Annotated in this window: 21 protein-coding genes; 5 read left to right on the forward strand and 16 right to left on the reverse strand. The window is 64.7% G+C overall.

The window, feature by feature from the left end:
* Positions 1–2: 2 nt before the first annotated feature.
* Both WDM91_13520 and WDM91_13525 read right to left on the reverse strand, forming a co-directional pair.
* On the reverse strand, positions 3–890 hold the full coding sequence (locus WDM91_13520; GenBank protein MEI9995610.1) for an alpha/beta hydrolase: 888 nt from the start codon (positions 888–890) through the stop codon (positions 3–5).
* Positions 887–3,079: a TonB-dependent receptor gene (locus tag WDM91_13525; GenBank protein ID MEI9995611.1), complete on the reverse strand. Its 2,193-nt coding sequence runs from the start codon at positions 3,077–3,079 to the stop codon at positions 887–889. Before WDM91_13525 ends, WDM91_13520 begins: the two co-directional genes overlap by 4 nt.
* 172 nt (positions 3,080–3,251) lie before the next feature.
* Here WDM91_13525 and WDM91_13530 point away from each other — a divergent pair, with 172 nt between their 5' ends.
* From WDM91_13530 to WDM91_13540, 3 genes are all read left to right on the forward strand, one after another.
* Entirely contained in the window at positions 3,252–4,304 is a 1,053-nt protein-coding gene (locus WDM91_13530) for an AraC family transcriptional regulator (protein MEI9995612.1), read from the forward strand.
* Positions 4,305–4,410: 106 nt separating this feature from the next.
* A complete protein-coding gene (locus WDM91_13535) occupies positions 4,411–5,433 on the forward strand; it encodes a GntG family PLP-dependent aldolase (protein ID MEI9995613.1) in 1,023 nt (340 codons plus the stop codon).
* Positions 5,434–5,544: 111 nt separating this feature from the next.
* A complete protein-coding gene (locus WDM91_13540; GenBank protein ID MEI9995614.1) occupies positions 5,545–5,748 on the forward strand; it encodes a DUF4915 domain-containing protein in 204 nt (67 codons plus the stop codon).
* A 207-nt stretch (positions 5,749–5,955) separates the two neighbouring features.
* On the opposite strand, the gene WDM91_13545 is transcribed toward WDM91_13540, so the two are convergent.
* The 11 genes from WDM91_13545 to WDM91_13595 form a co-directional block, all read right to left on the reverse strand.
* Positions 5,956–6,327, reverse strand: coding sequence for a hypothetical protein (locus WDM91_13545; GenBank protein MEI9995615.1), 372 nt, complete (start codon positions 6,325–6,327; stop codon positions 5,956–5,958).
* A gap of 14 nt (positions 6,328–6,341) precedes the next feature.
* Positions 6,342–8,948 carry a hypothetical protein gene (locus WDM91_13550; GenBank protein MEI9995616.1) on the reverse strand — a complete coding sequence of 869 codons (2,607 nt, stop codon included), beginning with the start codon at positions 8,946–8,948 and terminating at the stop codon, positions 6,342–6,344.
* Positions 8,949–8,977: 29 nt separating this feature from the next.
* Positions 8,978–15,070 carry an autotransporter-associated beta strand repeat-containing protein gene (locus WDM91_13555; protein ID MEI9995617.1) on the reverse strand — a complete coding sequence of 2,031 codons (6,093 nt, stop codon included), beginning with the start codon at positions 15,068–15,070 and terminating at the stop codon, positions 8,978–8,980.
* 602 nt (positions 15,071–15,672) lie between these two features.
* Complete coding sequence (locus tag WDM91_13560) at positions 15,673–16,422, reverse strand: 2OG-Fe(II) oxygenase (protein ID MEI9995618.1); 750 nt, start codon at positions 16,420–16,422, stop codon at positions 15,673–15,675.
* Positions 16,419–16,568, reverse strand: coding sequence for a hypothetical protein (locus WDM91_13565; protein MEI9995619.1), 150 nt, complete (start codon positions 16,566–16,568; stop codon positions 16,419–16,421). The genes WDM91_13560 and WDM91_13565 overlap by 4 nt, the downstream gene beginning before the upstream one ends.
* Positions 16,569–16,622: 54 nt before the next feature.
* Positions 16,623–17,711: a bifunctional DNA-binding transcriptional regulator/O6-methylguanine-DNA methyltransferase Ada gene (ada, locus tag WDM91_13570; protein MEI9995620.1), complete on the reverse strand. Its 1,089-nt coding sequence runs from the start codon at positions 17,709–17,711 to the stop codon at positions 16,623–16,625.
* Between the two features lie 104 nt (positions 17,712–17,815).
* On the reverse strand, positions 17,816–18,481 hold the full coding sequence (locus WDM91_13575) for a TMEM175 family protein (protein ID MEI9995621.1): 666 nt from the start codon (positions 18,479–18,481) through the stop codon (positions 17,816–17,818).
* A 158-nt stretch (positions 18,482–18,639) separates the two neighbouring features.
* Positions 18,640–19,089, reverse strand: a complete 450-nt coding sequence (locus tag WDM91_13580; protein ID MEI9995622.1) for an ester cyclase — start codon at positions 19,087–19,089, stop codon at positions 18,640–18,642.
* A 141-nt stretch (positions 19,090–19,230) separates the two neighbouring features.
* Positions 19,231–20,028, reverse strand: a complete 798-nt coding sequence (locus tag WDM91_13585; protein ID MEI9995623.1) for an SDR family oxidoreductase — start codon at positions 20,026–20,028, stop codon at positions 19,231–19,233.
* Positions 20,025–20,450 carry a heme-binding protein gene (locus WDM91_13590; protein ID MEI9995624.1) on the reverse strand — a complete coding sequence of 142 codons (426 nt, stop codon included), beginning with the start codon at positions 20,448–20,450 and terminating at the stop codon, positions 20,025–20,027. The genes WDM91_13585 and WDM91_13590 overlap by 4 nt, the downstream gene beginning before the upstream one ends.
* 2 nt (positions 20,451–20,452) lie before the next feature.
* Complete coding sequence (locus WDM91_13595; GenBank protein MEI9995625.1) at positions 20,453–20,875, reverse strand: nuclear transport factor 2 family protein; 423 nt, start codon at positions 20,873–20,875, stop codon at positions 20,453–20,455.
* 149 nt (positions 20,876–21,024) lie between these two features.
* Between WDM91_13595 and WDM91_13600 the strand changes: the two genes are divergently transcribed.
* Together WDM91_13600 and WDM91_13605 are read left to right on the forward strand one after the other, a co-directional pair.
* Positions 21,025–21,423 (forward strand): nuclear transport factor 2 family protein, encoded by a 399-nt coding sequence (locus WDM91_13600; GenBank protein MEI9995626.1) that lies wholly within the window; start codon positions 21,025–21,027, stop codon positions 21,421–21,423.
* A complete protein-coding gene (locus tag WDM91_13605; protein ID MEI9995627.1) occupies positions 21,410–21,541 on the forward strand; it encodes a hypothetical protein in 132 nt (43 codons plus the stop codon). The genes WDM91_13600 and WDM91_13605 overlap by 14 nt, the downstream gene beginning before the upstream one ends.
* 46 nt (positions 21,542–21,587) lie before the next feature.
* Here the strand turns inward: WDM91_13605 and WDM91_13610 are convergent, their stop codons facing one another.
* The 3 genes from WDM91_13610 to WDM91_13620 all read right to left on the reverse strand — a co-directional run bounded on the left by WDM91_13610 (position 21,588) and on the right by WDM91_13620 (position 23,511).
* Positions 21,588–21,875 (reverse strand): muconolactone Delta-isomerase family protein, encoded by a 288-nt coding sequence (locus tag WDM91_13610; protein ID MEI9995628.1) that lies wholly within the window; start codon positions 21,873–21,875, stop codon positions 21,588–21,590.
* A 2-nt stretch (positions 21,876–21,877) separates the two neighbouring features.
* Positions 21,878–22,567 carry a type 1 glutamine amidotransferase domain-containing protein gene (locus tag WDM91_13615; protein ID MEI9995629.1) on the reverse strand — a complete coding sequence of 230 codons (690 nt, stop codon included), beginning with the start codon at positions 22,565–22,567 and terminating at the stop codon, positions 21,878–21,880.
* Between the two features lie 80 nt (positions 22,568–22,647).
* A complete protein-coding gene (locus WDM91_13620; GenBank protein ID MEI9995630.1) occupies positions 22,648–23,511 on the reverse strand; it encodes a hypothetical protein in 864 nt (287 codons plus the stop codon).
* Between the last annotated feature and the right edge of the window lie 11 nt (positions 23,512–23,522).

Raw genomic sequence — 23,522 nt, forward strand, 5'->3', positions numbered from 1 at the left:
GCTCACGCACCGATGTCCCGGAGAAAGGCATCGAGCAGCGAGGCATAGGCTTCCGGCTGCTCGTAGAAGGGCGCGTGACCCGTTCCCGGCACGAATTGGCCTTTGCCGCGCCACAAATTGCCCCATCGCAGCGCATCAAGACCCCGGGGATCGAAGAAGGGCTCATTGTCGCCCTGGATGACGGCGATCGGCTTCTTCCATTCGGCGACGACCTGACGCTGACGCTTGGCTCGTGGCGGATCGCTGCCGAATATATTGTCTGCAAAGATGCGTCGCAGCCTGCCGTCAAACCGGCGGCCGGCATTGAAGAGTTCGAAATAAATGGGCCGTGTCGCACCGTAGAGTGCGCGGATATAGGCATTCAGCAGTTCAGGCGACGGCGACTCGCCGGTGACGACGGCCATCAGTTCGCCCGGATAGAAGACTTCGTCGACCTCGGCGCGGCCTGGTCCGCAAGGGGGCGTTCCCGTCAGCACCAAGGCCCGGAAATCGGCGCCTTGGCCGATGGCCTCGATACCAAGATGCCCGCCGAGCGACCAGCCGAGTACGACCGGCGCGACGATCTTCATGTCCGCAAGCGCCACAAGAACGGCCTGCGCCAGCGCCGTGAACGTATAGTCCCTCTCGGGCTCGCGTCCGTCGTCCGACTCGCCGGCCCCGGGCATGTCGAGAACCACCACACGCCGCCCATTGAAAAGGGGCTGCGCCAGCAGCGGCCGGAAGGCTGCCTTCGACGCGCTGTTGCCGTGAATGAGGACAAGCGCCGGCTCACGCCCGTGACGCTCCCACACCGCAAGCCGGCCGGCCGGCGTTTCCACCTTTTGCAGGACGAAGCCCGGCGGCGCGGGCTCACTGTAATATCTGGTGCTCATGGCCGGTTCGCGGCTCAAAAATGCAACGCGACGCTGATGCCGTAGGTTCGAGGGTCGCCATAGGCGGTGGTCTGGAGCACCCCGACCGTCGACCGGTCGTCGTGATAGGTCGTGTAGACCTCGTCCATGAGATTCTTGCCCCACAATGTCGCTTCCCAATCGCCCGAGACGAGGCTGAGACGCGCGTTGACGATGTTGCGGGTATCGGTCTCGAAGCGCTTGGAATTCGTCGCCTCGTAATAAACCGGCGACTGGCCGGTATATTCCAGGCGTCCGATCAAGGTGCCGAAAGAAATCGGATAGGTATATTCGCCGGCGGCCTGGAAGGTGAAGGCGGGAGCGCCGATGATCCGGTTGCCCGAGCAGTCGGTCGTGCCGCCGCCGAGCGATGCGGGAATCGAGCAATCCTGGTAGCGCGTATAGTGTGCGTCGAGATATCCAAGCGAGCCCTCGAGCTTGAAGGCGTCGGTGACGTAGCCAACGAGTTCGGCTTCCGCGCCCTTTATCGTGGCCGCGCCGGCGTTGTTCAACGTCACGCCGCTGCCCAGGAGCTGCGATACCTGCATGTTCTCGTATTCGGTGTCGAAGACGGCGAAGTTCGCGCGCAGACTGTTGTCGAAGAGTTCGGTCTTTACGCCACCCTCATAGGTGGTCGCATGTTCTGGACCGGCGAACAGCCCGTTGGTCGAACCGACCAAATCGATATTGAAAGCCGAGCTCTTGTAGCCTTGTGCGACGCGCACATAGGTCATGATATCCGGCATCACCTGGTAGGAGAGCGAACCCATCGGTGACAGATCATAGTTGGTCACCTTCTTCGCATAGGAAAGGGAGGGCAGCGACAGAAGCGCGAAGATACCGGACGGATCTTCCTGGTCGAAGCCGGCATTCTTGCCCTCCGCGCTGTAGCGGAGACCGCCGGAGAGGGTCAGTGCACCGGTGATGCGATAGTCGAGATTGGCGAAGATTGCGTAGGTATTGGTGGTCACCGCACCAAGCGTATAGAGCGGCGGATTGCCGGGGATTCCGAATCCGGAACCGATGTCGAGCTCGCGGCTGGTGGAAACGGTCTGACTGAAATAATAGGCACCCGCCACGTAGCTGAGATCGCTGCCGATGTCACCGTTCAGGCGGAGCTCTTGCGAAAAGAACTTCGTCTTGTCGGACCAGATATCCTTGGACAGATAGATCAGCGGCGACTGGTCGTCGTCGAGCGATGCGTGATAGTCGGCCATGCGATAAGCGCTGATCGAGGTCAGGGTGGCAAAGTCGAGATCGATAGTACCCGTGAGCGAGATGCCGTAATTGTCGCGGTGCAGGTAATCCTGGCCGTCGGGTTCGATCGTATGCGGCTGGGTTGCCATCGGATTTCCGGGCAGGCCCGGCAAATCGGTGACCTGGAAATAGGCAGGCCTGCCGCGGTCGTGCAGACCATCGACCGACAGGGCGAAGGACATCTTGTCCGTCGGCGTGTAGTACAGAGAGCCGCGATAGGACATCAGGTTGAGCGCGTCGCCATCCGGACCGCCGTTCAGGTTCTTATAGGTACCGCTGCTGGAGACGTAACCGAGCGAGATCTTGCCGCCGACGGTGTCGGACAAAGGTCCCATGGCGTAGCCTTGCGCCCGAACAAGCCCGTAATTGCCCACTTCGGCGCGCGCTTCGCCCTCGAACTGGTCGGTGGGCTTCATCGTCGTGATATTGAAAACGCCGGCCACCGTGTTCTTGCCGAACAGCGTGCCCTGCGGACCGCGCAGCACTTCGACCTGCGACACATCGATCAGCTCTTGATTGTAGTTATCCGAGCGACCCTGATAGACGCCATCGACATAGATGCCGACGCCGGATTCGATGCCGATATTGCGCTCGAGCGTGGACACGCCGCGGATGCCCAATTGCCCCTGCAGCGAGCCGGCAATGCCGCCACCGAAGGACACATTCGGGACCTGGGTAATGAGGTCGGAGAAGGAACTGACTCCCGCGCCGTGCAAGTCGGCCGCCGAAAGCGCCGAAACCGAAGCCGGAACGCTCTGGAGGGACTCCGAAACCTTGCGGGCGGTGACGGTGACGGTTTCAACCTGGCCCGCAGCCGCAATAGGGTCGGCTTGAGCCGCAACGGGCAAAATCGCCAGCATCGCCGCGGTCATCGCCGCCGTTGCGTACAATTCCCGATTGAAATACCTGGTAAAATTCGATCCCAGCGCCATCACCTAACCCTCAACTCATGAACACAGCCGCCGGAAAGTTATCGCGCCGCGGAACGCGCTGTCTTTTGGGTGTCACACTTAGTTTTTTTCTGGACGCATTTGTTTTGCGGCGCACCCAAAATCCGGCCGCGTGCTAGCGTTGCCGGTCGGCATACCGCAAAAAGAGCTATCCGTGTCGCGTTCCCTTGTTGCCCCACCCGCCGGCAAGCTCTTCAAATGGGGCGATTTCGCACAATTTGTGGGTGCCGTGACCCTCGAATCCGAAGCTGCGGAGTTGCGCCAGAGCGTTTCGGGGACGGAATTCGGGCGCATCGACCTGTCCGAGGCGGATGGGAAGGGCTCGATCGAATATCTCTGCAGCGATTCTCTGCGCGTGATCGTCTTCGACTGCGCCTTTCGCGGCGAGCACACATTCCACGTCATCGACGACGGATGGATTCGGCTGAATTTCAGCCTGAGCATTTCCGTCGACATGGCGTTCGGCAAGCGCAGCAGCATTCCCGTTCTGTCGCCTTCCTGGCGGTTCGTGTCGGTGCCGTCCGACGAGCTGACCGTGGAAAGCGTCGCGCCCGGTGCCGCGCTGAAATGGGTCACCGTATGTTGTCGGCCGGAGACATTGGGCGAGCTCGCCGACATGGTCCCGGACGACTTGCCCCTGCGCGAAAGCGAGCACCTGCCCGATGCCGACGGCTTCGCCTATCGGCCGTTCAAATTCACGCCGGCCCTTCGGGAAGCCACGGCGGAGATGATCAACCAGCGGCCACAGGGCGGACTTCGCGCCTCCTATGTCGCATCCAAGGCGCAAGAGCTTCTGATCCTGAGCCTGGACTATATGTTCAACCAGCAGTCGCCCGATGCATTGTCGCAACATATCCGGCTGAATGCGCGCGACATAACGGCCCTGCAAATGGCGCGGGAGATATTGGACGAGAACCTCGCCCATCCGCCGACCGTCGCCAATCTCAGCCAGATGGTCGGGCTGAATCGCAACAAGCTGTTCTACGGCTTCAAGAGTCTTTTCGGCGTCAGCATTTCCGAGCATCTGCAGGAAATGCGCATCGTCACCGGTCACCGCCTGCTGACAACCACCGACGAGCCCATCAGCGAGATCGCGGCTGCCATCGGCTTTCGCCATCAATGCAATTTCTCCACGGCCTTCCGCGCCCATTACGGCATGACACCGAGCCGCTTGCGCGCCCGACAGGGTAGCGCCGCGGCGGAGTAGACTTCCCCCGCATGGAGCCACGGCTCACGATTCGTTCGCGGCGCGGCATTTCACTTGCTTTCCGCGTTGTCGCGCGTATGAAACGGCGATCCTGTCAGAGGCCGCCATGATCGACGTTCGCAGCGATACCGTCACCCGCCCCACGGCCGCCATGCTCGATGCGATGATGCGCGCGAAGGTCGGCGACGACGTCTTCGGCGAGGACGAGACGGTCAACGCACTGCAGGACAAGGCTGCGGCGCTTTTCGGAATGGAGGCGGCGCTCTTCTTTCCGACCGGTACGATGAGCAACCAGGTCGGCATCCGCGTGCATGTGCGGCCGGGGGACGAGGTCATCTGCTCGGAAAATGCGCATGTCTATGTCTATGAAGGAGGCGGTATCGCTTCCAATGCCGGCGCGTCGGTCAAACTGTTGCGCGGCGATACGGGGCTCTTCGCGGCGGCGGACGTTGCGGCGGCGATCAACAACCGGCTGGACTCGCATCTCGCCTATTCGCGCCTGGTCTCGATCGAGAATACCATGAATCGGGGCGGCGGGTGCTGCTGGGATATCCGTGAGATCGCGGCGATCGCCACCCTATGCCGCAGCAAGGCGCTGGCGCTGCATCTCGACGGTGCCCGCCTGTTCAACGCCCTTGTCGCGACGGGAGAGACGGCGGCGCGCTATGGCGCGCTGTTCGACACGATTTCGATCTGCCTTTCCAAAGGTCTCGGCACACCTGCAGGCTCCGTTCTGTTGGGCAGCCGCGAGAAAATCGCGCTGGCCCACCGCTATCGCAAAGCGATGGGCGGCGGCATGCGCCAGGTCGGCTATATTGCCGCCGCCGGTCTTTATGCGCTCGAGCACAATATCGAGCGTCTCGCGGAAGACCACGCCAAGGCCACCAAGCTGGCGGCTGCGCTACGCGACCTTGGCTATGTCGAACGCGTCATGCCGGCCGAGACCAATCTCGTGATCGCGCACCTTCGTGTGGATGCCGGCGCCTACGTCGCCTTTCTTGAGCAGCATGGCATCCGCGCCATCGCCATGGGTCCCAGGATGGTCCGCTTCGTATTCCATCTCGACGTCAGCGATCGCGACCTCGATCAAATCCTCGACGTCGTCGATCGGTTCAAGTCCAAGGCCTGAGCCGATGTCGATCAAACGGCCGTAGAGCCGCATGGCGCATTCATCCCCGGATCCGGCATCTCGCTGCTCGTGAGAAGCATCACATGGGTATCGTGCTCTTCCTCGCGCGGCGTGCGTGTTCGGGCGACCGATCGACCATTTTCATCGCTGTGGCGGCCACCCTTCATCGGCCGGCCGGCCGCCGAAGACCATTGTCACCTGAACGGCTCGGCGCTGGCGGACGGCAAGCCCAAATACGTCATCTGCGTCTCTCAGAGCGGCACCTTCGACGGCTGGCGCGATCTTCCTTCGCAATTGCGTCTGACTCAGCAGTAGCGGGCTAATCCTCCAACCGGTTCAGACAAGCGACAGCGAAGATATCACGCGTAACAGGGAACGTTGACCTGGGAACAGGGAGTCCATCGTCAATGCTGGCCTTGCCGCCAAGTGAGCGGGCTAGACAATCCCCGTTTTCCGGATTCTCGCGTCCGACGCCTTCCCGTCTTTCACGAGCAACGCGATATCGCAGCGCCGCTGCCCGGATCACTTACCCTTGAAGCAACTGATCGAGCCGATGTTGGCGGCGCCGTACTGCACAAGCCCCGCAGGTCCAGGCGCGTGCGCCACCGCGATAGGCAGGTAGATATAGCACACCGTATTGTCCACCGGGTCGCGCCAGCGCTCGATGGTCGTGTCCTGGAGCGGACCCGGATACTGGGACTCGAGCCGCATATGCGGGGTCTGGGCACGATCACCATTGGCAAGCTGCTGGCTGGCCGCGACATAGTCGGTTCCATCGCCGCCCGGGAGAGGCCTCAGCCTTCCCATCGCCGAGAGCACAACGACAACCGCAAGCAGAGCGACCAATGCCCAGGCGACCCACGCCGACGCGACAAATCGCCGAAGACTATCCATCTGCTTCCCGCCCGCTAGAACTCGACCGAGAAGCCTGCGCGGACAACCCACTCCTTGCTGGAGCCCTCGGACACGGTGGCATCCACCATGGCAGGCGTCTCGATGTCAAACCGGTGCGCCAGCGCCATGCCGAAGCCCTCCTGGCCGCGGAAATAGGAGGTGTTGAAGGCGAAGGTCGACTTGCCCGGCGCCGACGGCGTCTCGATGGACGGTGCGGCGGCAACGGCCGTGATGGCCGCGGAGAACTGGCTGAAGTTCACCGCATCCAGCGGCTCGCGGCCGCGCGCCACATTGGTGAGGCGGCGCGGGTCGTTCGGCGTGCCGAAGGACACGGTGTTGTCCTGCAACGCGACCGAGTTGGCGCCGATGGCAACCGAGTTATTCCCCGTCGCGGCCGCGTTCGGACCGATGGCCACGGCGTTCGTGCCGCTCGACAGGCTGTTCGAGCCGACCGCCACCGAGTTGCTGCCCGACGAGTTCGACTGCGAGCCGACCGCGACCGACTGATTGCCGCCCGACGTGCTCTGGTAACCGCCCGCGTAGGACTGGTTGCCTGGCGCACTGGCGCTAGGGCCGACCGCGACGCAATTGGGACCGGTCGCGACCGCGAAGTCGCCCAACGCGGCGCAGCCGCCGGATGCGAATGCCTTGTAGCCCACCGCGACCGAGTCGAGTGCCGTCGAACCGGTACCGATGGCGATCGTGTTCAGGCCAAGCGAGGACGAACCCTCGCCCATGGCGATCGAGCCGGCTTGCGTGGCACGCGCACCGTCGCCGACCGCGACCGACGCGTTGCCGGACGCAAGGCTGTTGTTGCCATAGGCCGCCGCGTTGGTGCCGCTCGCGACCGAGCCTTGGCCATAGGCCGCTGCGTTGGTGGCGCTGGCCACCGAACCGAAGCCGGCGGCTATGCTGAAGTTGCCGTTCGCGGTCGAGCCGGCGCCGAAGGCGGCGCTGTTCGTGCCGCCGGCGGAACTGGTCTCGCCGATCGCGGTCGATCCGTCGGCGGAGGCGACGGCGAACGCGCCGAAGGCCGAACTGGTCGTACCGGCGGCGAACGCTCCCGCGCCGACCGCGGTGCTGTCGGTGCTGAAGGCCTGCGCATGATCGCCATAGGCTGCGTCGCCGGCACCGTTGGCCTTGCTTTCGAAGCCTGCCGCGACGCTGAAATCGCCGCCGGCCGTGGCATGATCGCCATAAGCGGCGCTGCTGGCGCCCGTCGCCGTTGCGGTGTCGCCATAGGCCGCGCTTGACGTGCCGAAGGCGAGCGCGTTCACGCCAGCTGCCGTGCTGTTGTCGCCGGAGGCCGTCGCGGTGTCGCCGAAGGCGGAGCTGTTCGCGCCGGAGGCGGTGGCGCTGAATCCGATGGCGGAGGCATTCACCGCCGACGCCGTCGTGCCGAAACCGACGGCCGTCGTGAAGTCGGCCGTCGCCTGCGCATTCGTGCCGAAGGCGACAGCCCCCTGGCCGTTGGCCGACGAACCGGCGCCGATGGTGATCGCGAAATCCGCTCCCGCGGTCGAATGCGCGCCGATGGCGATCGATTCCAGACCGCTGGAGGTTGAGGACTCGCCCAAGGCGACGCTCTGCACGCCGGAAGCCGCAGAGAAGTCGCCGACCGCGACCGCTTCGTTGCCGGCCGCGGCGAAGGCGCCAAGCGCCGTGCCGGTGATGCCCGCCGTGGCATGATCGCCGATTGCGACACCCTCCAGGTCGGCGAACGAATCCTGCCCGAACGCGACGGCGCCAACCCCGGCGGCATGTGCGCCATTGCCGAGCGCTATCGCAGTGGCGTCGTCGGCAATCGCCTGCGCGCCGCTGCCGGCGCCGGAGAGCGAGCCGCCGCCGAGCGCGATACCGGTCGAATAGCTCGCGCCGTCGGGATTGCCGATGGTGATACCGCCGTTGAACGCCGACAGGCCCTGGCCGAGATTGAGGTTGGCGTCGCCGGTAATCGTGCCGGAGAACTCCTGCTCGCAGTTCGGGAGCCCCTGGGTGTATTCGCCCAGCGCTTGCGCCTTGGTGTTGTCGACCTGTGCCGCGATGGACGAAGCGAGGCCGCCGGCATCGGTGCCCAGGCCCGCAACATCGGTGCCGAACTCCGTGGCATCGAGCCCCTCGCCCGCGCCGAGCTCGAGCGCGGCGGCCGCCGCCAGCTCCGAACCGGGAATGCCGGCCGCGGTCGGCGCCGGCGCCACGCCATAGGCCGCGGTCTCGGCCAGGCCGGCGCCCATCTGGAGGAATTCGGGAACCTTGGCGCCCGCCGTCGCGGCGGTCGCGGTCAACGCGCCGATCTGCGTCGCGACGCCGGCAGCCTGGGCCGCCAGGCCCACGTCATTGGCCGTATTGGCGGCGTCCTGCAGCGCATTGATCGCGCCCTGATATTGCTGGACGCAACCGCCCTGGCCGACGGCGTTATGGGTGGCGGCCGTCGAGGTCGTGAGCGTGTGGATGGTCGCGCTGGACGGCGTGCCGGGCATCGTGGTCACCGTATCCGCCCAGCCGGGCGCACAGAGCGTCACGGTGAGCACCGTGCCCAGGCTCAGCGCACGGAACGCGCGAGGCAGCTTTTGCGGCCTGTCCGAACCAGCCACACGCTCTGCGATGGATATCTTCATCATATGCCCCTCCAACCCGCGCTTCACGGGACCTACCATTTGATCGAGACGGCTGCCGTGCCGCCGTAGCTTTGCGATTGTGCGCCGACGAGCGCGTCGGCCTTGAGCGACAGCGAGACGTTGTCCGTGTCATGCTGCACGCCAAGCGAGATATGTCCCGCGTCGCGCGCCGGCGCCGCGCCGGTCACCGTGAAGGACGCGCCGGAGAAGGCTGAGAACGTCGCCACGTCCTGGATGCCGTCGGCATAGTCGTGCACCCAACCCAGCCGCGCGTGCAGGTCGGTGGCCTCGGCAACGCGCTGATCCCAGGACGAGCCGATCTCCGACGAATAATCGAAGTGGTGGCGGCTGGTGTAGGTCAGCGCATAGGCCGACGAACCCGCGACCGTCGACTCTGCATAGGTCGGCATGCCGATGTCGCTGCCCTGCCAGCGCAGATAGGGCGTGAGGAGCCCGTCCGAGGTCTCGAAGGTGCGTCCGAACTCGAACCGTGCCGCGATGTCCTGCGCCGTGAAGTCCGCGTGATAGGCGTTGGTGCCGCCGAACACGACGGTGCGGTCCGTCTTCACGTCGAAGTGCCCGTAGGACGCCGCGGCATCGAAGTAGAATTTCCGCTCGCTGCCGAAGCGCCGCGAGTAATAGGCGCCGGCCTGGATCCCGCTGGCCCTGCCCTTGCCGAGATCCTGGGACAGCGACCAGTTCTGCTGGCCGAAGTCGACCGCGATGCCGACCGCGGCGTTACCCGATCGCGGCGTGAAGTCGAGGCCGATATCGCCGGCATAGGCCGTCTCGTTGCTGTTGTGCGAGCCGGCGAGCGGATCGGCGCCCGACTTGGCGACGCCGCCGTGGAAAGCACCCCACAGCATCAGGGCGCGCCGGTTGGCGCGCTGGTACGGTGCGTCGCCGTTGGAGGCCAGCTGGTCGAAGCTCTCATTGTCGGCCAGCGTCAGCGCGCCGCCGGGATTGCCGAGGCCGCCGCGTCCGCCGACCGCCGGATCGAGCATGGTGCCCAGGAACGAGTCCGTGGCATGGACCGCCGCGAGCTGTGCCTGCGTCGCTTCCTCGCCCGACATCTGCGACAGCACGGTCGTGATCTGATCCGGGGTGAGCGAGCCGAAGCCGGCGAAGGCCGCGGCACCGTTGTCGTGCGCGATGGCGAAATCGACCGCGCTCGCGACATTGCCCTGGTTGTTGGTCGCGCCTGCCGGCAGCAACGGCGCGATGGAGGCCGGCGCGAGCGTCAGGAAGGCGTCGTCCGCGTCATAGCCCAGGAGGGCCACGAGATTGGGGCCGAAGCTCGGCGCGATAAGAGCCGAGAAGGTGCCGGTCACGCCGCCGGCAGCGGTCAGCACGGTGATCTTCTGGCCGTAGGTGTAGCCCGAGCCCGTCGGGTTCACCATCAGCGTGCCGCCTAGCGCCGCTTGGCCGGAGATGCTGAGCAAGTCGGTCGTGGTCGGTGTCACGTCGGCGAGATAGATGGCCGACGAGGAGAAGGTGGCGTTGCCGTTGACGTGCAGCGTGCCGATGCCATTCACGCCGGGCGCCACGGCGCCGGCGCCCCCGAAGGTGAGCGTGCCGACCGTGCCGGTGCCGCCGAGCGTGCCGCCGGTGTTGATCGTCGTGGCCGACGACGCGATCGAGCCGGTCACCAGCAGCGTACCGCCGTTGACATTGGTGGGACCGGTATAGGTGTTGGTCGCGCTGAGCGTCGTGACGCCGATGCCGAGCTGGGTGACGCTGCCGCTGCCCGAGATCGCGCCGCCGAACGTCATCGCGTCCGAGCGGTCGAACACCAGCGCACCGCCATCGGCGATGGCGCCGCTGACGCTGCCGGTCGTGCCGCCGTCGCCGATCTGCAATGTGCCGCCGGCGATGGTGGTGCCGCCCGCGGCGGTATCGTCGCCGGTGAGGATCAGCGTGCCGCCGCCCGCCTGGCGCAGGCTGCCGCTGCCGGAGACCGCGCCGGAGAAGGTGACGGCGTCGCTGCGGTCGAAGACGAGCGTGCCGTCGTCCGCGACATCGCCGGTGATCGCGCCGGTCGTGCCGCCATCGCCGACTTGCAGCGTGCCGGACGCGATGGTCGTGCCGCCGGTATACGTATCGTTGCCGGTCAGGATGAGCGTGCCGCCGCCGATCTGGCGGAGCGCGCCGGTGCCGGAGATCGCGCCGCCGAAGGTCACGGCGTCCGAGCGGTCGAAGGCGAGCGTCGCGTTGTCCACGATATCGCCGGCGACCGCGCCGGTGGTGCCGCCGGCACCGATCTGCAGCGTGCCGGCCGAGATCGTCGTGCCGCCGCTATAGGTCTCGGTGCTGTCGACGATCGTCGTGCCCGTGCCCGCCTGGTTGAGTGTGCCGGTGCCCGCGACGACGCCCAGCGTGATCGTATCCGAACGGTCGATGGCAAGAGTCGCGTTGTCGGTCACGGCGCCCTGCACGGAGCCGGAGGTGCCGCCATTGCCGAGCTGCAGCGTGCCGGCCGTGATGGTCGTGCCGCCGGTATAGGTCTCGTCGGTGGTGAGGATGGTGGTGCCGCTTCCGGCCTGCTGCACGGTGCCGCCGCCGCTGATGAGCGCGGCTTCGATCAACGAATCCGAGCGGTCGAACGCCAGCGTGCCGCCGTCGACGATGGCGGTGCTGACGACAGAGCCGCTCGTGCTGCCGTTGCCGAGCTGCAGCGCGCCGGCCGTGATGATCGTCTCGCCCGTCGCGGTGCTATCGCCCGTGAGGACCAGCGTGCCGGTCCCGGCCTGGGTGAGCATACCGCCGCCCGACACGATGCCTGCGAAGGTGACGGCATCGGAGCGGTCGAAGACCAGCGCGCCGTTGTCGGTCACGTCGCCCGCGATCGCACCGTTCGTGGCGCCGTCGCCGACCTGGAGCGTGCCGGCGGTGATCGTGGTGCCGCCGGTATAGCTGTCGGCGCCCGTCAGCGTCAGGGTGTGGCCCGCGTCGTCCTGTGTCAGCGAGCCCGTGCCGGAGATCGCGCCCGCGAAGGTCTGGTCCGAGTTTTCCTCGAAGGTCAGCGTGCCGTTGTCGGCGACATCGCCGGCGATCGTGCCCGCGGTCGTGCCGTCGCCGAGCTGGAGGTTGCCGGTGACCGTCGTGCCGCCGGCATAGGTGCTGGCGCCCGTCAGGACCAGCGTGCCGCCGCCCGCCACCGTCAGCGCGCCCGTGCCGCCGATGCCCTGTCCGATGGTGAAGACATGCGTGGCGTCGGTGGAAATCGTGCCGCCGCCGGCAGCCAGCGTCACCGTGCGGGCGGCTGCGAGCGTGACGTCCGCGCCGGCTTCGATCGTGCCCTTGGTGGTGGCGTCGCCGAGCGTGAGACCGCCGGTGGCCGCGCCAAGCGCGCCGTCGGCATCGATCAGGAGCGTGCTGCCGCCCTTGACCACCGTGCCGCCGGAATAGGAGTTCGCGGTGTTGGTGGGATTGAAGGTGCCGCCGCCGGCGATCTCGAGCGTGCCGGGGGTGGCGCCGTCGTCGATCTCGCCGCTCCACACCGAGGTCGTGCCCGACGCGATGCTGAACGTCGGATCGCCGTCGAGCGTGGCGTTGTGGGTGTAGGTGCCCGAGGCGGTGATCCTGAGCGTCGTGCCCGCCGCCATCGCGACCGTGCCGCCATTGCCGAGATTGGCGTCGCTGGAGATGCTGACCGTGCCGGCGTCGATGTTGGTGCCGCCGCTGTAGATGTTGGTGCCGCTCAGCGTGAGCACGCCGCCACCGCCCTGCTCCACCACGCCGTTGCCCGAGACGACGCCGCCGAAGTCGATGTTGTCGCTGCGGTCGAAGCTCAGGATGCCGTTGTCGAGGATGTCGCCGGCGATGGAGCCGGAGGTTCCGCCGAAGCCGATCTGGAGCGTGCCCGCCGCGATCGTCGTACCGCCAGTGGCGCTGTCGACGCCGTCGATGACGAGCGTGCCGGCGTCCACCTTGGTCAGCAGGCCGGCACCGGTGATGGCGCCCGACCAGCGATCGACGGTGTTGGGGCTGACGACGACGGTGCCGCCGCCGGCGCCGAGCACCATGGCGTTGGTGAAATCCGCGGCGCCATTGAAAGCCAGCACCGCGTCGTTGGTGATCGTGATGGCGCCGGTGCCGAGCGCCGTCGGCGCCGCCAGGGTGATCGTGCCGTTCGAAAGATTCGTGCCGCCGGCATAGGTGTTGACGCCGCCCAGCGTGAGGACGCCTGAGCCAATCATGCTGACACTGCCGCTACCGGAAATGACGCCGGCGAGGTCGATCGCGTTGGTGCGGTCGATCGCCAGCACCGCGTTGTCGGTGATGTCGCCGGTGACGGAGCCTGTCGCTGCGACGCCGTCGCCGAACTGCAGCGTGCCGTCCGAGATCGTGGTGCCGCCGGTATAGGTGCTGTCGCCGGTCAGGATCGTGGTGCCGCTGCCGATCTGGCTCAGCGAGCCGGTGCCGGTGATGGCGTCGGCGAGGGTCAGCACGACGGGCGCCGTGACCGGCGGCGGGCCGGCCGAGACGGTCGTGCTGCCGAGATCGATCACGAGCGCGCCGTTGTCGGTGAGGGTGCCGGGATTGGAGCCGTCGGTGTTGGCGACGATGGAGCCGGTCGTGCCGCCATTGCCGATCTGCAGCGTGCCCTGGTCGATGACCGTGCCGCCGGTATAGGTGTCGGTGCCGGTGAGGACGGTCGTGCCGGTGCCCATCTGATGGAGCGTGCCCTGGCCGCTGATCGTGCCGTTCAGCATGAGCACGGTCGGTATCATGACCGGCGGCGGGCCGGCGGATACCGCGTTGTCGAGGTCGATGGCGAAGGTAGCGCCGCTGGCGATGGCGACATCGCCCGCGATGGTGCCCGCCGTGCCGCCATTGCCGATCTGCAGCGCGCCGGTCGCGATCGTGGTGCCGCCGGTGAAGAAATTGCTGCCGGTGAGGATGAGCGTGTCGGACCCGTCCTTCTCGAGCCGGCCGATGCCGGAGATGTTGTGGCTGAAGGTGATGTCGTTGGAGTGGTCGAAGACCAGCGCCGACGGGTCGGTGACCACATGGGTGACGGGATCGACCGTGCCGCCGAGCGCGATGTCGCCGGCCACCATGCCGCCGGTGCCGCCATTACCGAGCTGCAGCGTGCCGAGCGTGACCAGCGTCGTTCCGGCATAGGTCTGGTCGGCGGTGTAGGTCAGCTTGCTGTCGAAGTCCTTCACCACGAAGCCGCTGCCGGAGATGACGTGGGAGAAGGTGACGTCGTCGGTGTGGTTGAAGAACAGCGTGCCGTTGTCGGCGATATTGCCCACGACCGAACCGGTCGTGCCGCCGGCCAGGTCGCCCAGCGAGAGCGCACCGGCCGCGATCGTGGTGCCGCCGGTATAAGTCTCGTCATTGGTGAGCACGAGCGTGCCGGCGCCCGTCTTGTTCAGGCCGCCGTCGCCGGAGATGAGGCCGGAGACGATGTAGCTGGCGTTCGGGGCGCTCTCGGTGTCGATGTTCTGCGTGCCGGTGTCCAGGGCGATGTTGCGCGACGTGGTGAAGCCGGCGGTGAGCTTGAGCGTGCTGCCGTTTTTGATCTCGACGCCGCCCGCATCGTCGCCGAGATTGGCATCGGCGCCGACCGACAGGGTGCCCTGGCTGATGGTCGTGCCGCCGGTATAGGTGTTGGCGCCGCTCAGGATGATGTCTTTGCTGCCGCTGAAGATAAAGAGGCCGCCGCCGCCGGAGATATCGCCGCCCAGGATGAGATCGTGCGCGTTCGTCGTCAGATGGACATCGGTCTCTCCGCCGAGCACCATCTTCATGTTCAGTTGCGTGGCCGCCGACGTGTTCGACTGATCGACGAGGACGAAATTGTCGATCATGGTGAATATCCCGCCGCCGTCGTTAACCACATAGCCATTGGCCAGGGTCGTCGCATTGGACGGCGTCTGGATCGTCAGCGACGAGAAGGTCTGGCTGATATCGAAGTTGGACGGCGCGTGGGTTCCGCTCTGCGCGAGGGTGATATCGGTGTGGGCGCCCGGCACGCCCGCCGGCGACCAGTTGTTGGCGTCTGACCAGTTGTTCGAGGCGCCGTTACCGGTAAAGGTCGCCGTGACCGCCATCGCCGGCGAGGCCAGGAGGCCGAGCAGCGAAACGCCGAGCATTACGGCGGTACGGACGCGCAAGCGCATTAGTCTGTGAGCGGACTTCTTCTCGTTCACCATAGTGTCACCATCGAGAGCCCGCGGCGCCAAGCGCCGGTGGCTTTTTCAAACGCCGTAAATCGGCTGTGCCGTGCTGGGAACCGCTCGCGAGTATGCAGGCTTCGCTATGCAAATTCGCACAGCACACGCGCAGCATTGCTTGATTCCCCCACACCGCGCGGAGCTTTCGACGTCACGACGCGTACGCTACGCAATCGCCCAAAGCTCGCGCCGTGCGTTTCTATAATCGTCGCGCCTGCAATGCATCCACGACCAATCACTATGATTACTATTAACGGTTACCGGCGATGAGCATGTGTGGATGTGGGTCGGAGGGCCGGCCCCGCGCAATGTCGTAAAAGACAAGACGGCTCCCGTCCAAAAAGCCAAAGAAGTCCTGACTTCTGCATTCAATCGCGTTGAATACCGTTCATAGCAAATTCAGGGACTTAAATTCTTACTGTACCTCCTCGTCTCTCTCCGCGCGCTGGTGCATGCATCCCATGCTTTGTCGACATAGAGAATATCGCGCGCCGACGACGATGCGACCGATCCGTTCCCTTCAAGTCGAAAGATGCCGTCGGTCAGGCTGCGTCGTGGAAGATGATCCCGACGGTATGGCGCTTGCCGGAACGGAGACGGCTCACACCGTGGCGTAAGTTCACGCGGTAATTTCCCTTGGCGCCTCGCACAGGACGGTTATGGACGGCGAAGACCACGGCGTCGCCCTGCTGAAGCGGCACGACCTCGGCCCGGCTTTGCATACGCGGCCGCTGTTCGGTCAGGACGAACTCGCCGCCCGTGAAATCCGAGCCCGGCTCAGAGAGCAGGATTGCGACCTGAATGGGAAATGCGAGGTCGCCGTACAGATCCTGATGCAGGCAGTTGAAATCGCCTGCCATATATTGAAGGAGGAGCGGCGTCGGGCGCGTCTGGCCGGCGTCATGACACTGCTTGAGGAACGATGCATGATTCCGGGGATAGCGTTCGTCTATTCCCATTCGTTCGTTCCATTCGTTGGCGACTATGGCCAGATGTGGATAGAGAGCGGTTCGCAGGCCGCCGATAAGGTCCGGCAGCGGATATTTGAAGTAGCGATATTCGCCCTTGCCGAAACCGTGCCGCGCCATATGGACGTGGCTTCGAAAATGCTTCTCGTCGGGATAAAGTTCTGCAATCGCGTTGCATTCCCAGGGTGCGAGGAGCTTTGGCAAGACGGCGCAGCCAAAGCTATCGAGTTCGTTTATGACCGCGCGCCAGTCATAGGCCGCGACCCAATCCGCGACGGATCCGACCGCCGAAGCGGCGGAGAAGACGGACAATCGAGCTTTCATGTAGAGGCCTCTTCGCCAAGGCGGATGATCGCCGTCTTGGAGAGAAGAAACGTCTCGCCCGTGTTGAAGCGGAGCCGGATGTCGCCATTGTCGAGCTTGTCCCAGTCGGCGACGCCATCGGCGACGAACTGGCCGACACACGTCATCACGAGTGCTCTGGCGGGGTCTTGGCCCATAGGACGTGAATCGGGAGCCACGGGTCACCCATTTCCGGGAGCTTCGCGATCGAGCAGCGCGCGCTTGCGCTCCGCGCCCCAGGCATAGCCTGACGGAGAACCGTCTGTCCGGACCACGCGATGGCAAGGAATCGCGACGGCGAGATTGTTGGCGGCGCAGGCGCCGGCGACCGCGCGCACCGCGTTGGGCGCTCCGATGCGCTGGGCGATCTGGGCATAAGAGACGGTCTTGCCTGCGGGAATCTCCCGAAGCGCCTGCCATACACGCTGTTGGAAGACCGTGCCGCGGACATCGAGCGGGAGATCGAGGCCAATCTTCGGTGCCTCTACGAAACCGACGACCCGAGCGACCATCTCCTCATATGTGCGGTCGCCGCCGATGAAACGCGCCTTCGGAAAGCGATCCTGTAGATCGCGAACGAGTTTGTCCGGATCGTCGCCGAGAAGGATCGCCGCGATCCCCTTCCCACTCGAGGCGACAAGGATCGCGCCAAGCGAGGTCTGCCCCACGGCGAATTTGATCTCCTCGTTGATGCCGCCGGCGCGATATTGCGACGGCGTCATGCCAAGCATCTCCGTCGATTTCTCGTAGAAACGACCGCTGGAATTGAAGCCGGCGTCGTAGAGCGTCGCCGTAACGCTGTTGCCGGAAGCCAACCCCTGGCGAACCTTCTTCGCGCGATGCGCGGCGGCATATTGCTTTGGCGTCAGTCCGGTGGTCGCCTTGAACAGACGATGGAAGTAGCCCGGACTGCGGCCGGCAGCGTCCGCCAACTGTTCGAGTGAAGGTTCTTCTTCGCTTTGCTCGATAGTCCGGCACGCCTTGGCAACCAGGGCAGCATTTTCGGCATCGACCGTGGGTCCGTCCGGGTTGCAGCGGCGGCAAGGGCGAAACCCGGTCGCTTTGGCACTTTCCAGATTGTCGTGAAGTTGAACATTCTCCGGATTGGCAAGACGTGAGGGGCAGGATGGTCGACAATAGACGCCTGTGGTGGCGACCGAGTACCAGAGGTGGCCGTCGGCGCTCTTGTCGCGCGCGGCGATCCGGGTCCAGCGCGGGTCGTCCACCACCGATCGCATCGCAAGTTTCGGGATCGTGCCGGTTCTCGTCATCTTCTTAGCTTCTCATGCTGTGCCAATTGAGAGTGCCCCCAAATTGCGCCGCCATCACTCCGATCCTTGCGCTCAAATCCGGATTGAGCCGCCGGAAGATCACCTCATGGCGTGGAATGGATACCTTGGCTGGTCCATGCGTAGTAACCGACGACAGCTACAAAAATCCCAACCGCAAGAATCGGGTGGACAAATCCGCCGACGGCGGCTGCAACGACGTAAAGCACGATACCGACGCTCGGTCGCAGAATCTCGGACGCAAAGATGGTTGCCGGCAATTGCGGCTTCAGTAGTTCAGGGTGGCGATATAGGTACGGAAACACAGGCAGCCACGCCGCCGACATCAAACTTGCAATCGCGGCGTACAAAGCGACGGCCGCTTTCTGATCCGAGAGGTCACCGTCCCGGAAGGCGCCTGCCAACACGCCCGTCGGAAACGGGATCAATGCCGCTGTCCCAATGATGCCGAGATTGATCCAGTTGAGGGTCAAGTCAACCCGGCAGAGTCGCTCGAACAGATAATGGTGGTTGAGCCAGATGACCCCGACATAGATGAACGCGACCGCATAGGCCAAATAGGATGACCACTCCGCCACGAGTTCGTGACCCAGCGCGCCGGGCATCGCATTCGGACGATGGATTTCGAGCACGAGCAGCGTGATGATGATCGAGAACGCCCCGTCGCTGAAACTTTCGACGCGACGCGTCTCCGGGAGGCGCAGCATTAGCCTGCTACTCGCGGCTGGCACGGTTTCGACTTCTTCCGACATCGGCTCTCTCTCTGATTGCCCAGTCGGGATGAAACCTCATGCCACGCCTACTGACGCTCCGGCTCTTGCTTTCAAATCCGATATCGATGCGGCACGCCGAAAGCAGACGAGGTCCACACGTCGCCATGCAGACCTCGCTTGCTGTCCATCGGCTACGCTCAGGCGGGTTTGATCAGTCCCAACTGCGTCAACGCGGTTACGCCATCGTCGAGGCCGATCTCCTCGACGATCTTGCCTTCGAACACCTTCAGCACCGTGGTGCCCGTGAAGTGCATCTTGCGGCCGGTCGCAGCCGGCAGACCGCCGATCAGAAAGTCGTTGAAAGCCGGACCGGTGTGGGTGCCGCCACCTTCCCACTGGCCGACGACATAGTCGCCCTCTGCGATCAGATCCGCCGTTCCCCAGAAATTGAGATCCGGGAACGCCGTGCGGAAACCGGTCATGAACGCCTTGATGTCGGCACGACCCTGGCGAGGTTCGTGCAGCGAGTATTTGAGTAGCATGTCCGGTGCTGCGATCGCGTCGATGACCGCAAGATTGACGTCCTTGCCCCAGAATTCGGTAAACCAGCGGCCCACGACGGCCTTATTGTCTTCTTGCTTGCTCATTTCGATATGTCCTCATTGCGCTGTCACCGAAACCGTCCGGCGACCTCGACGAGGATTGGGGCCATGGCAGTTTCGCCAAACTCCGAATCTTATCTTGGAATCAAAACGATATCGCCAACGACCGAAGCTCGACGCGACCTTCTAGATCTCCCGCGTGAACATCTCGCGCTGGTGATCCTTCAGCGCCGTCTCGACGAAAGCAGGTTGGATGTTCCGGAATTTTCCGGTGTGCGCCGGGATGACTTCGATCATTCTGGCGATCATGTCGGCGGGATCGAGGCGGCCCTGTGGCGACCCGATCAGTGCTTCGACCATGCCGCGCATCGCGGCGCGCTTGGTGAAGTTGAGGTCGTCGTCGAGCCAGCGGAAGGCATTTTCGGCCATCGCTTCGTTGAAGCCCGTGAGATAGGCGCCGGGGTTGATCGTCTGGACTTGGATGCCGAAAGGCTTGAGTTCCTGCTGCATCGCCTCGGCGATGGCCTCGAGCGCATGCTTGGTTGCAGCATAAGCGGAGAAGCCCGGTGGGCTGAACAGACCGCCCATCGACGAGGTGAAGACGATCTTGCCGCGCACCTTGCCGACGACCCATTTCTTGACGACCTGCTGGGTAAGGGCAAGCGGCGCGAACACATTGACCTCGAAATTGTGGCGCACCAGCGGGAGCGGAATCTCGGCGATGGGGCCACCCTCGCCGATGCCGGCATTGTTGACCAGGATGTCGAAGTCCCAGCCGATTGCGCGCGTGACGTCGTAGGCGTCGAGCAGGTCGAGCTTCTCGACCCGCAGGCCGCGAAGACCCTCCGTCCTCTTGCGCAGGGCCGTGACCTGCGGCCAGGTCTGCGCCGCCGCGATGACCGTGTGGCCCTGCTCCGCCAGCCCGATCGCCGCGCCTTCGCCGAAGCCCGAGCCGGCGCCCGTCATCAAGATAGTCGATGTCATGTTCGTTCTCCTTTTTGCCAGGCGGCGAAAGCCGCGGCGCCCGCCTGCGCGACCACATAGTCTTGCGCGACCTCGCCGCCCGAGACGCCGATGGCGCCGACCACAAGTCCGTCGGGACCCTTGAGCGGGATGCCGCCCGCGAAGGTCACGAGGCCTCCATTGGTCTGCTCGAGCCCATGCGCTTGCGCACCGGGCTTGCAGACCTCCCAGATCATCTGGGTCTCCGCTTCGAAGAGGACGGACGACTTCGCTTTGCGGATCGACACGTCGAGCGCGCCGAGCCAAGCGCGGTCCATCCGCGCGAACGCCGTGAGATGGCCGCCCTGGTCCAGCACCGCCACGCAGACGGCGACGCCGGTAGCCTCGGCCTTCTTCCGCGCCACGCGGACGAGCGCGTCGGCGGTGTCGAGCGTGAGGGTCATGGCTATTTCCGCTTCGCCAGCACGTCGGCGAGGCCGTTCGGGAAGATCGCATCGGCGGCGACGATCACATCGATCGCCTCGACCAGCTGAGCGATCTTGCCGTTCTTCGCGGTGAGATGGCCGAAGAACTGCTGCTTGACCGCCTTGCCGGAGATACCCGACTTGTTGTCGATGTGGTATTCGGCGAACACCTGGTCGGGCGTGTCGATATGGATCTTCACCTGCGTGAACACGAAGCCGGGATAAAGCGTCCCGTGCAGGAAGGTGAGGAACTTGGTGATCTCGGCTGGTCCCTTGATCACCGGCGGCATGCCGAGCGAGGCGAGATAGGGCAGTTCGAGCGTACCGTCCGCAGCGAACAGTTCGCCCGACTGTTGCGCGGTGCCAGCGATATAACCGAGCATCAGTTCCTTGGCGGTTTTCATCTTGGTGTCTCCGTTCGTGGTGTCGCGGAGACCTTCGCAGCGCGCGCCGCGCGGGGACATCAGACCGGGGTCTGCGCGTCTCATACATGAGGATAGGCGCGCGTCGCATCATTGCCTCTTAGACTTCCGGCGAACGGATGGAGGATGCGATGTCGGACGCTTTGGACGTGGTGCAGCGGTTCTATACGCTGCTGGGATCGGGCGACGCCGCAGCGGCGCTGGCGTTGCTGGATGCGGATATCGAATGGACGGAGGCGCCCAACACGCCGTACTACGCCGGCACAATGCGCGGCGTCGACGCCGTGGTGGCCGGGCTGTTCCAGCCGTTGGGCCGCGACTTCGCGGACTTCGCGACCACGCCGCACGACTTCGTCTCGGAGGGCGACCGCGTCGTGTCCTTCGGCACCTATGCCGGGACAGCGCGGCAGTCCGGGCGCAAGATGTCGGCACCGTTCGTCCATGTCTGGACTGTCGTCGATGGACGCCTGAAGCGATTCCAGCAGTACACCGATTCCGCGGCGTGGAATTCGGTGTTTGCGCGCGGCTAGCGCCGATGACCGTGTTCGAAGCCGTCCCGGCGCGCATGGCAGGCGCGCGATCGGCGATCTGGCGTTCCACACGCTGGAGGAAGAGCTCGATCATCGCGAGCTGACGATCTCGGCATGAAAAGACCGGCTCGGAGGCCGGTCTTTTTGCTTGGGTCTGGAGGGCGCTAGTCCTCGTCGGCGAGCGCGCCAGGATGCCGGCACAGCGCCGTCACCTCCGCGTCCATGAAGGGATGGAACGGCAGCGATTCGAGGATCGCGTGCATCTCCGCCGGATCGGTGACGCGGAAGATGCTGACATTCGAGAACTTGCCGACGACGCGCCATAGATGAAGCCACGTGCCTTGGCGCTGGAGCTCGGCGGCGCGAACATGTTCGCGCTCGCCGAGGTCCTTGACCATGGCCGAGTCCACGTCGCGCGGGATGCGGACCGTCATGACGACATGGAACAGCATCGTCACGCTCCCAGCACGGGGTCGTGCCCGGTCAGCATGTGGACGAACGTCAGAGCATATTCCGACGCCGATTGCTGGTTCTGGCCGGTGATCAGCCGTCCATCCTGGATCACATAGGGATCGTCGGGCGCAACGCGGGCGTAATGCGAGCCGGCCTCTTCCAGCACCGTCTGCGGATAGTGCGGGATCAGGAAACTTGGGCCGAACATGCGCTGCAGCGTCTGGTCGCCTTCGAGCGTGTAACCTGTCGTCTTGCGGCCGCGGATGCGCGCCGGGACGTTGCCGAGCGCGATGGCGCCGTGGCAGATCGCACCAACCACCTGGTTCTTGGCCCAGAAATGCTCAAGCGCGCGCGTGACGTCGGGGTTTGGATAGAGATCGAAGGTCGCGCCGCGGCCGCCCGCGACATGGACGGCGTCATACTGGTCGAGGTCGACCTCGCTGAGCTTCTTTGTGTGGGCGAGCTTCTCAACCAGCGCCTTGTCGGAGAGGAAGCCCTTGCTCACAAGGTCGTCCGGCTCGGTCGTGTTCTTGAAGTAGGGGTCGCTGTAGGGATCGTAGACGACCTGGCCGCCGGCCGGGCTTGCGAAGTCGACCGCGATGCCACGTTCGACGAAGTGCCAATAGGGGTGAGTGACTTCGGAAAGCCAGAACGCGGTTTCCGAGCTGGAGATGATGAACAGGACTTTCATGGTTGCCTCTCAGAAGCGATTGCGCAACAGAGGCTAAGGCGGCGACGTCCGATCACGTATCAGACAAGCGGTTTGTGGGCTTATACACTCGGATGAGTGCGGCCTGCCAGCCAGTAGGCGGCATTCAACGCATAGGCCTGCGTGTCGGCAATGGCTTGCGGCGTGCGCAATATCGCGTCGCCGGGCGGCTCATCGACGAAACTGGGCGCACCGTCGCGCGGATCCCAGTTGTAATCGGCGAAGTGGTGGAAGGTGCTCTGCGCGATGGCGGGGCCGCCGGATACGCCGGGCTCGAAGGCGACGGCGATGTTGAAGGGCCGGCCGCTCACCTTGCTCTTGCCACGCGCGATGATGCGGGCGTTCTCGCCCGCTGGTGCGCCGACCGCACCTTCGTGCGGATGGGCCGGCAGATAGTGCAGCTGCCCCGTCCTTGTCGCAAGCAAAGGATGCGTGGGCGCAAGCACCTCGATCTCCTGGAAATCGCCATTGGCGCCAGAGTGGTAGTTCGGCCAGGAGATGTTGGTGGAGTAAGGATCGTCGATCTGGTGCGCGGTTTCGTCGGGATCCAGGTTGTGCGAATGAAAATGATGCGCCAGCCCGACACCCGCGAGGCTGCACACGGACGATCCGAGATCCATGTGATCGCGCGTGACGAGCAATCCCTTGCCGGCACGGCGGAAGCGCGAGATCGCTTCGCAGTCCTCGACCGTCAGACCGTCGCCGGTGTCGACGGCGAAAAGCCACAGCTCGTCGAACTCGCTTTTGTCGAGGGTCGACAGGATGCTGTCCGGCGCGCCCATCGGATCTCGGTCGCGCATGACAACCTCGAAAGCAGGCTGGTCGCGCAACAGCTTTCCGAGCCGCGAGAAACGCGCGATGGACCAGTCGTCGGCCGTCGGCGGAATAGTAGTCTGCAATAAGATACGCGTGCGGCGGTCGGTCATGGGGTCACCTC

The sequence above is a fragment of the Rhizomicrobium sp. genome (genome assembly GCA_037200385.1).
GTDB lineage: Bacteria > Pseudomonadota > Alphaproteobacteria > Micropepsales > Micropepsaceae > Rhizomicrobium.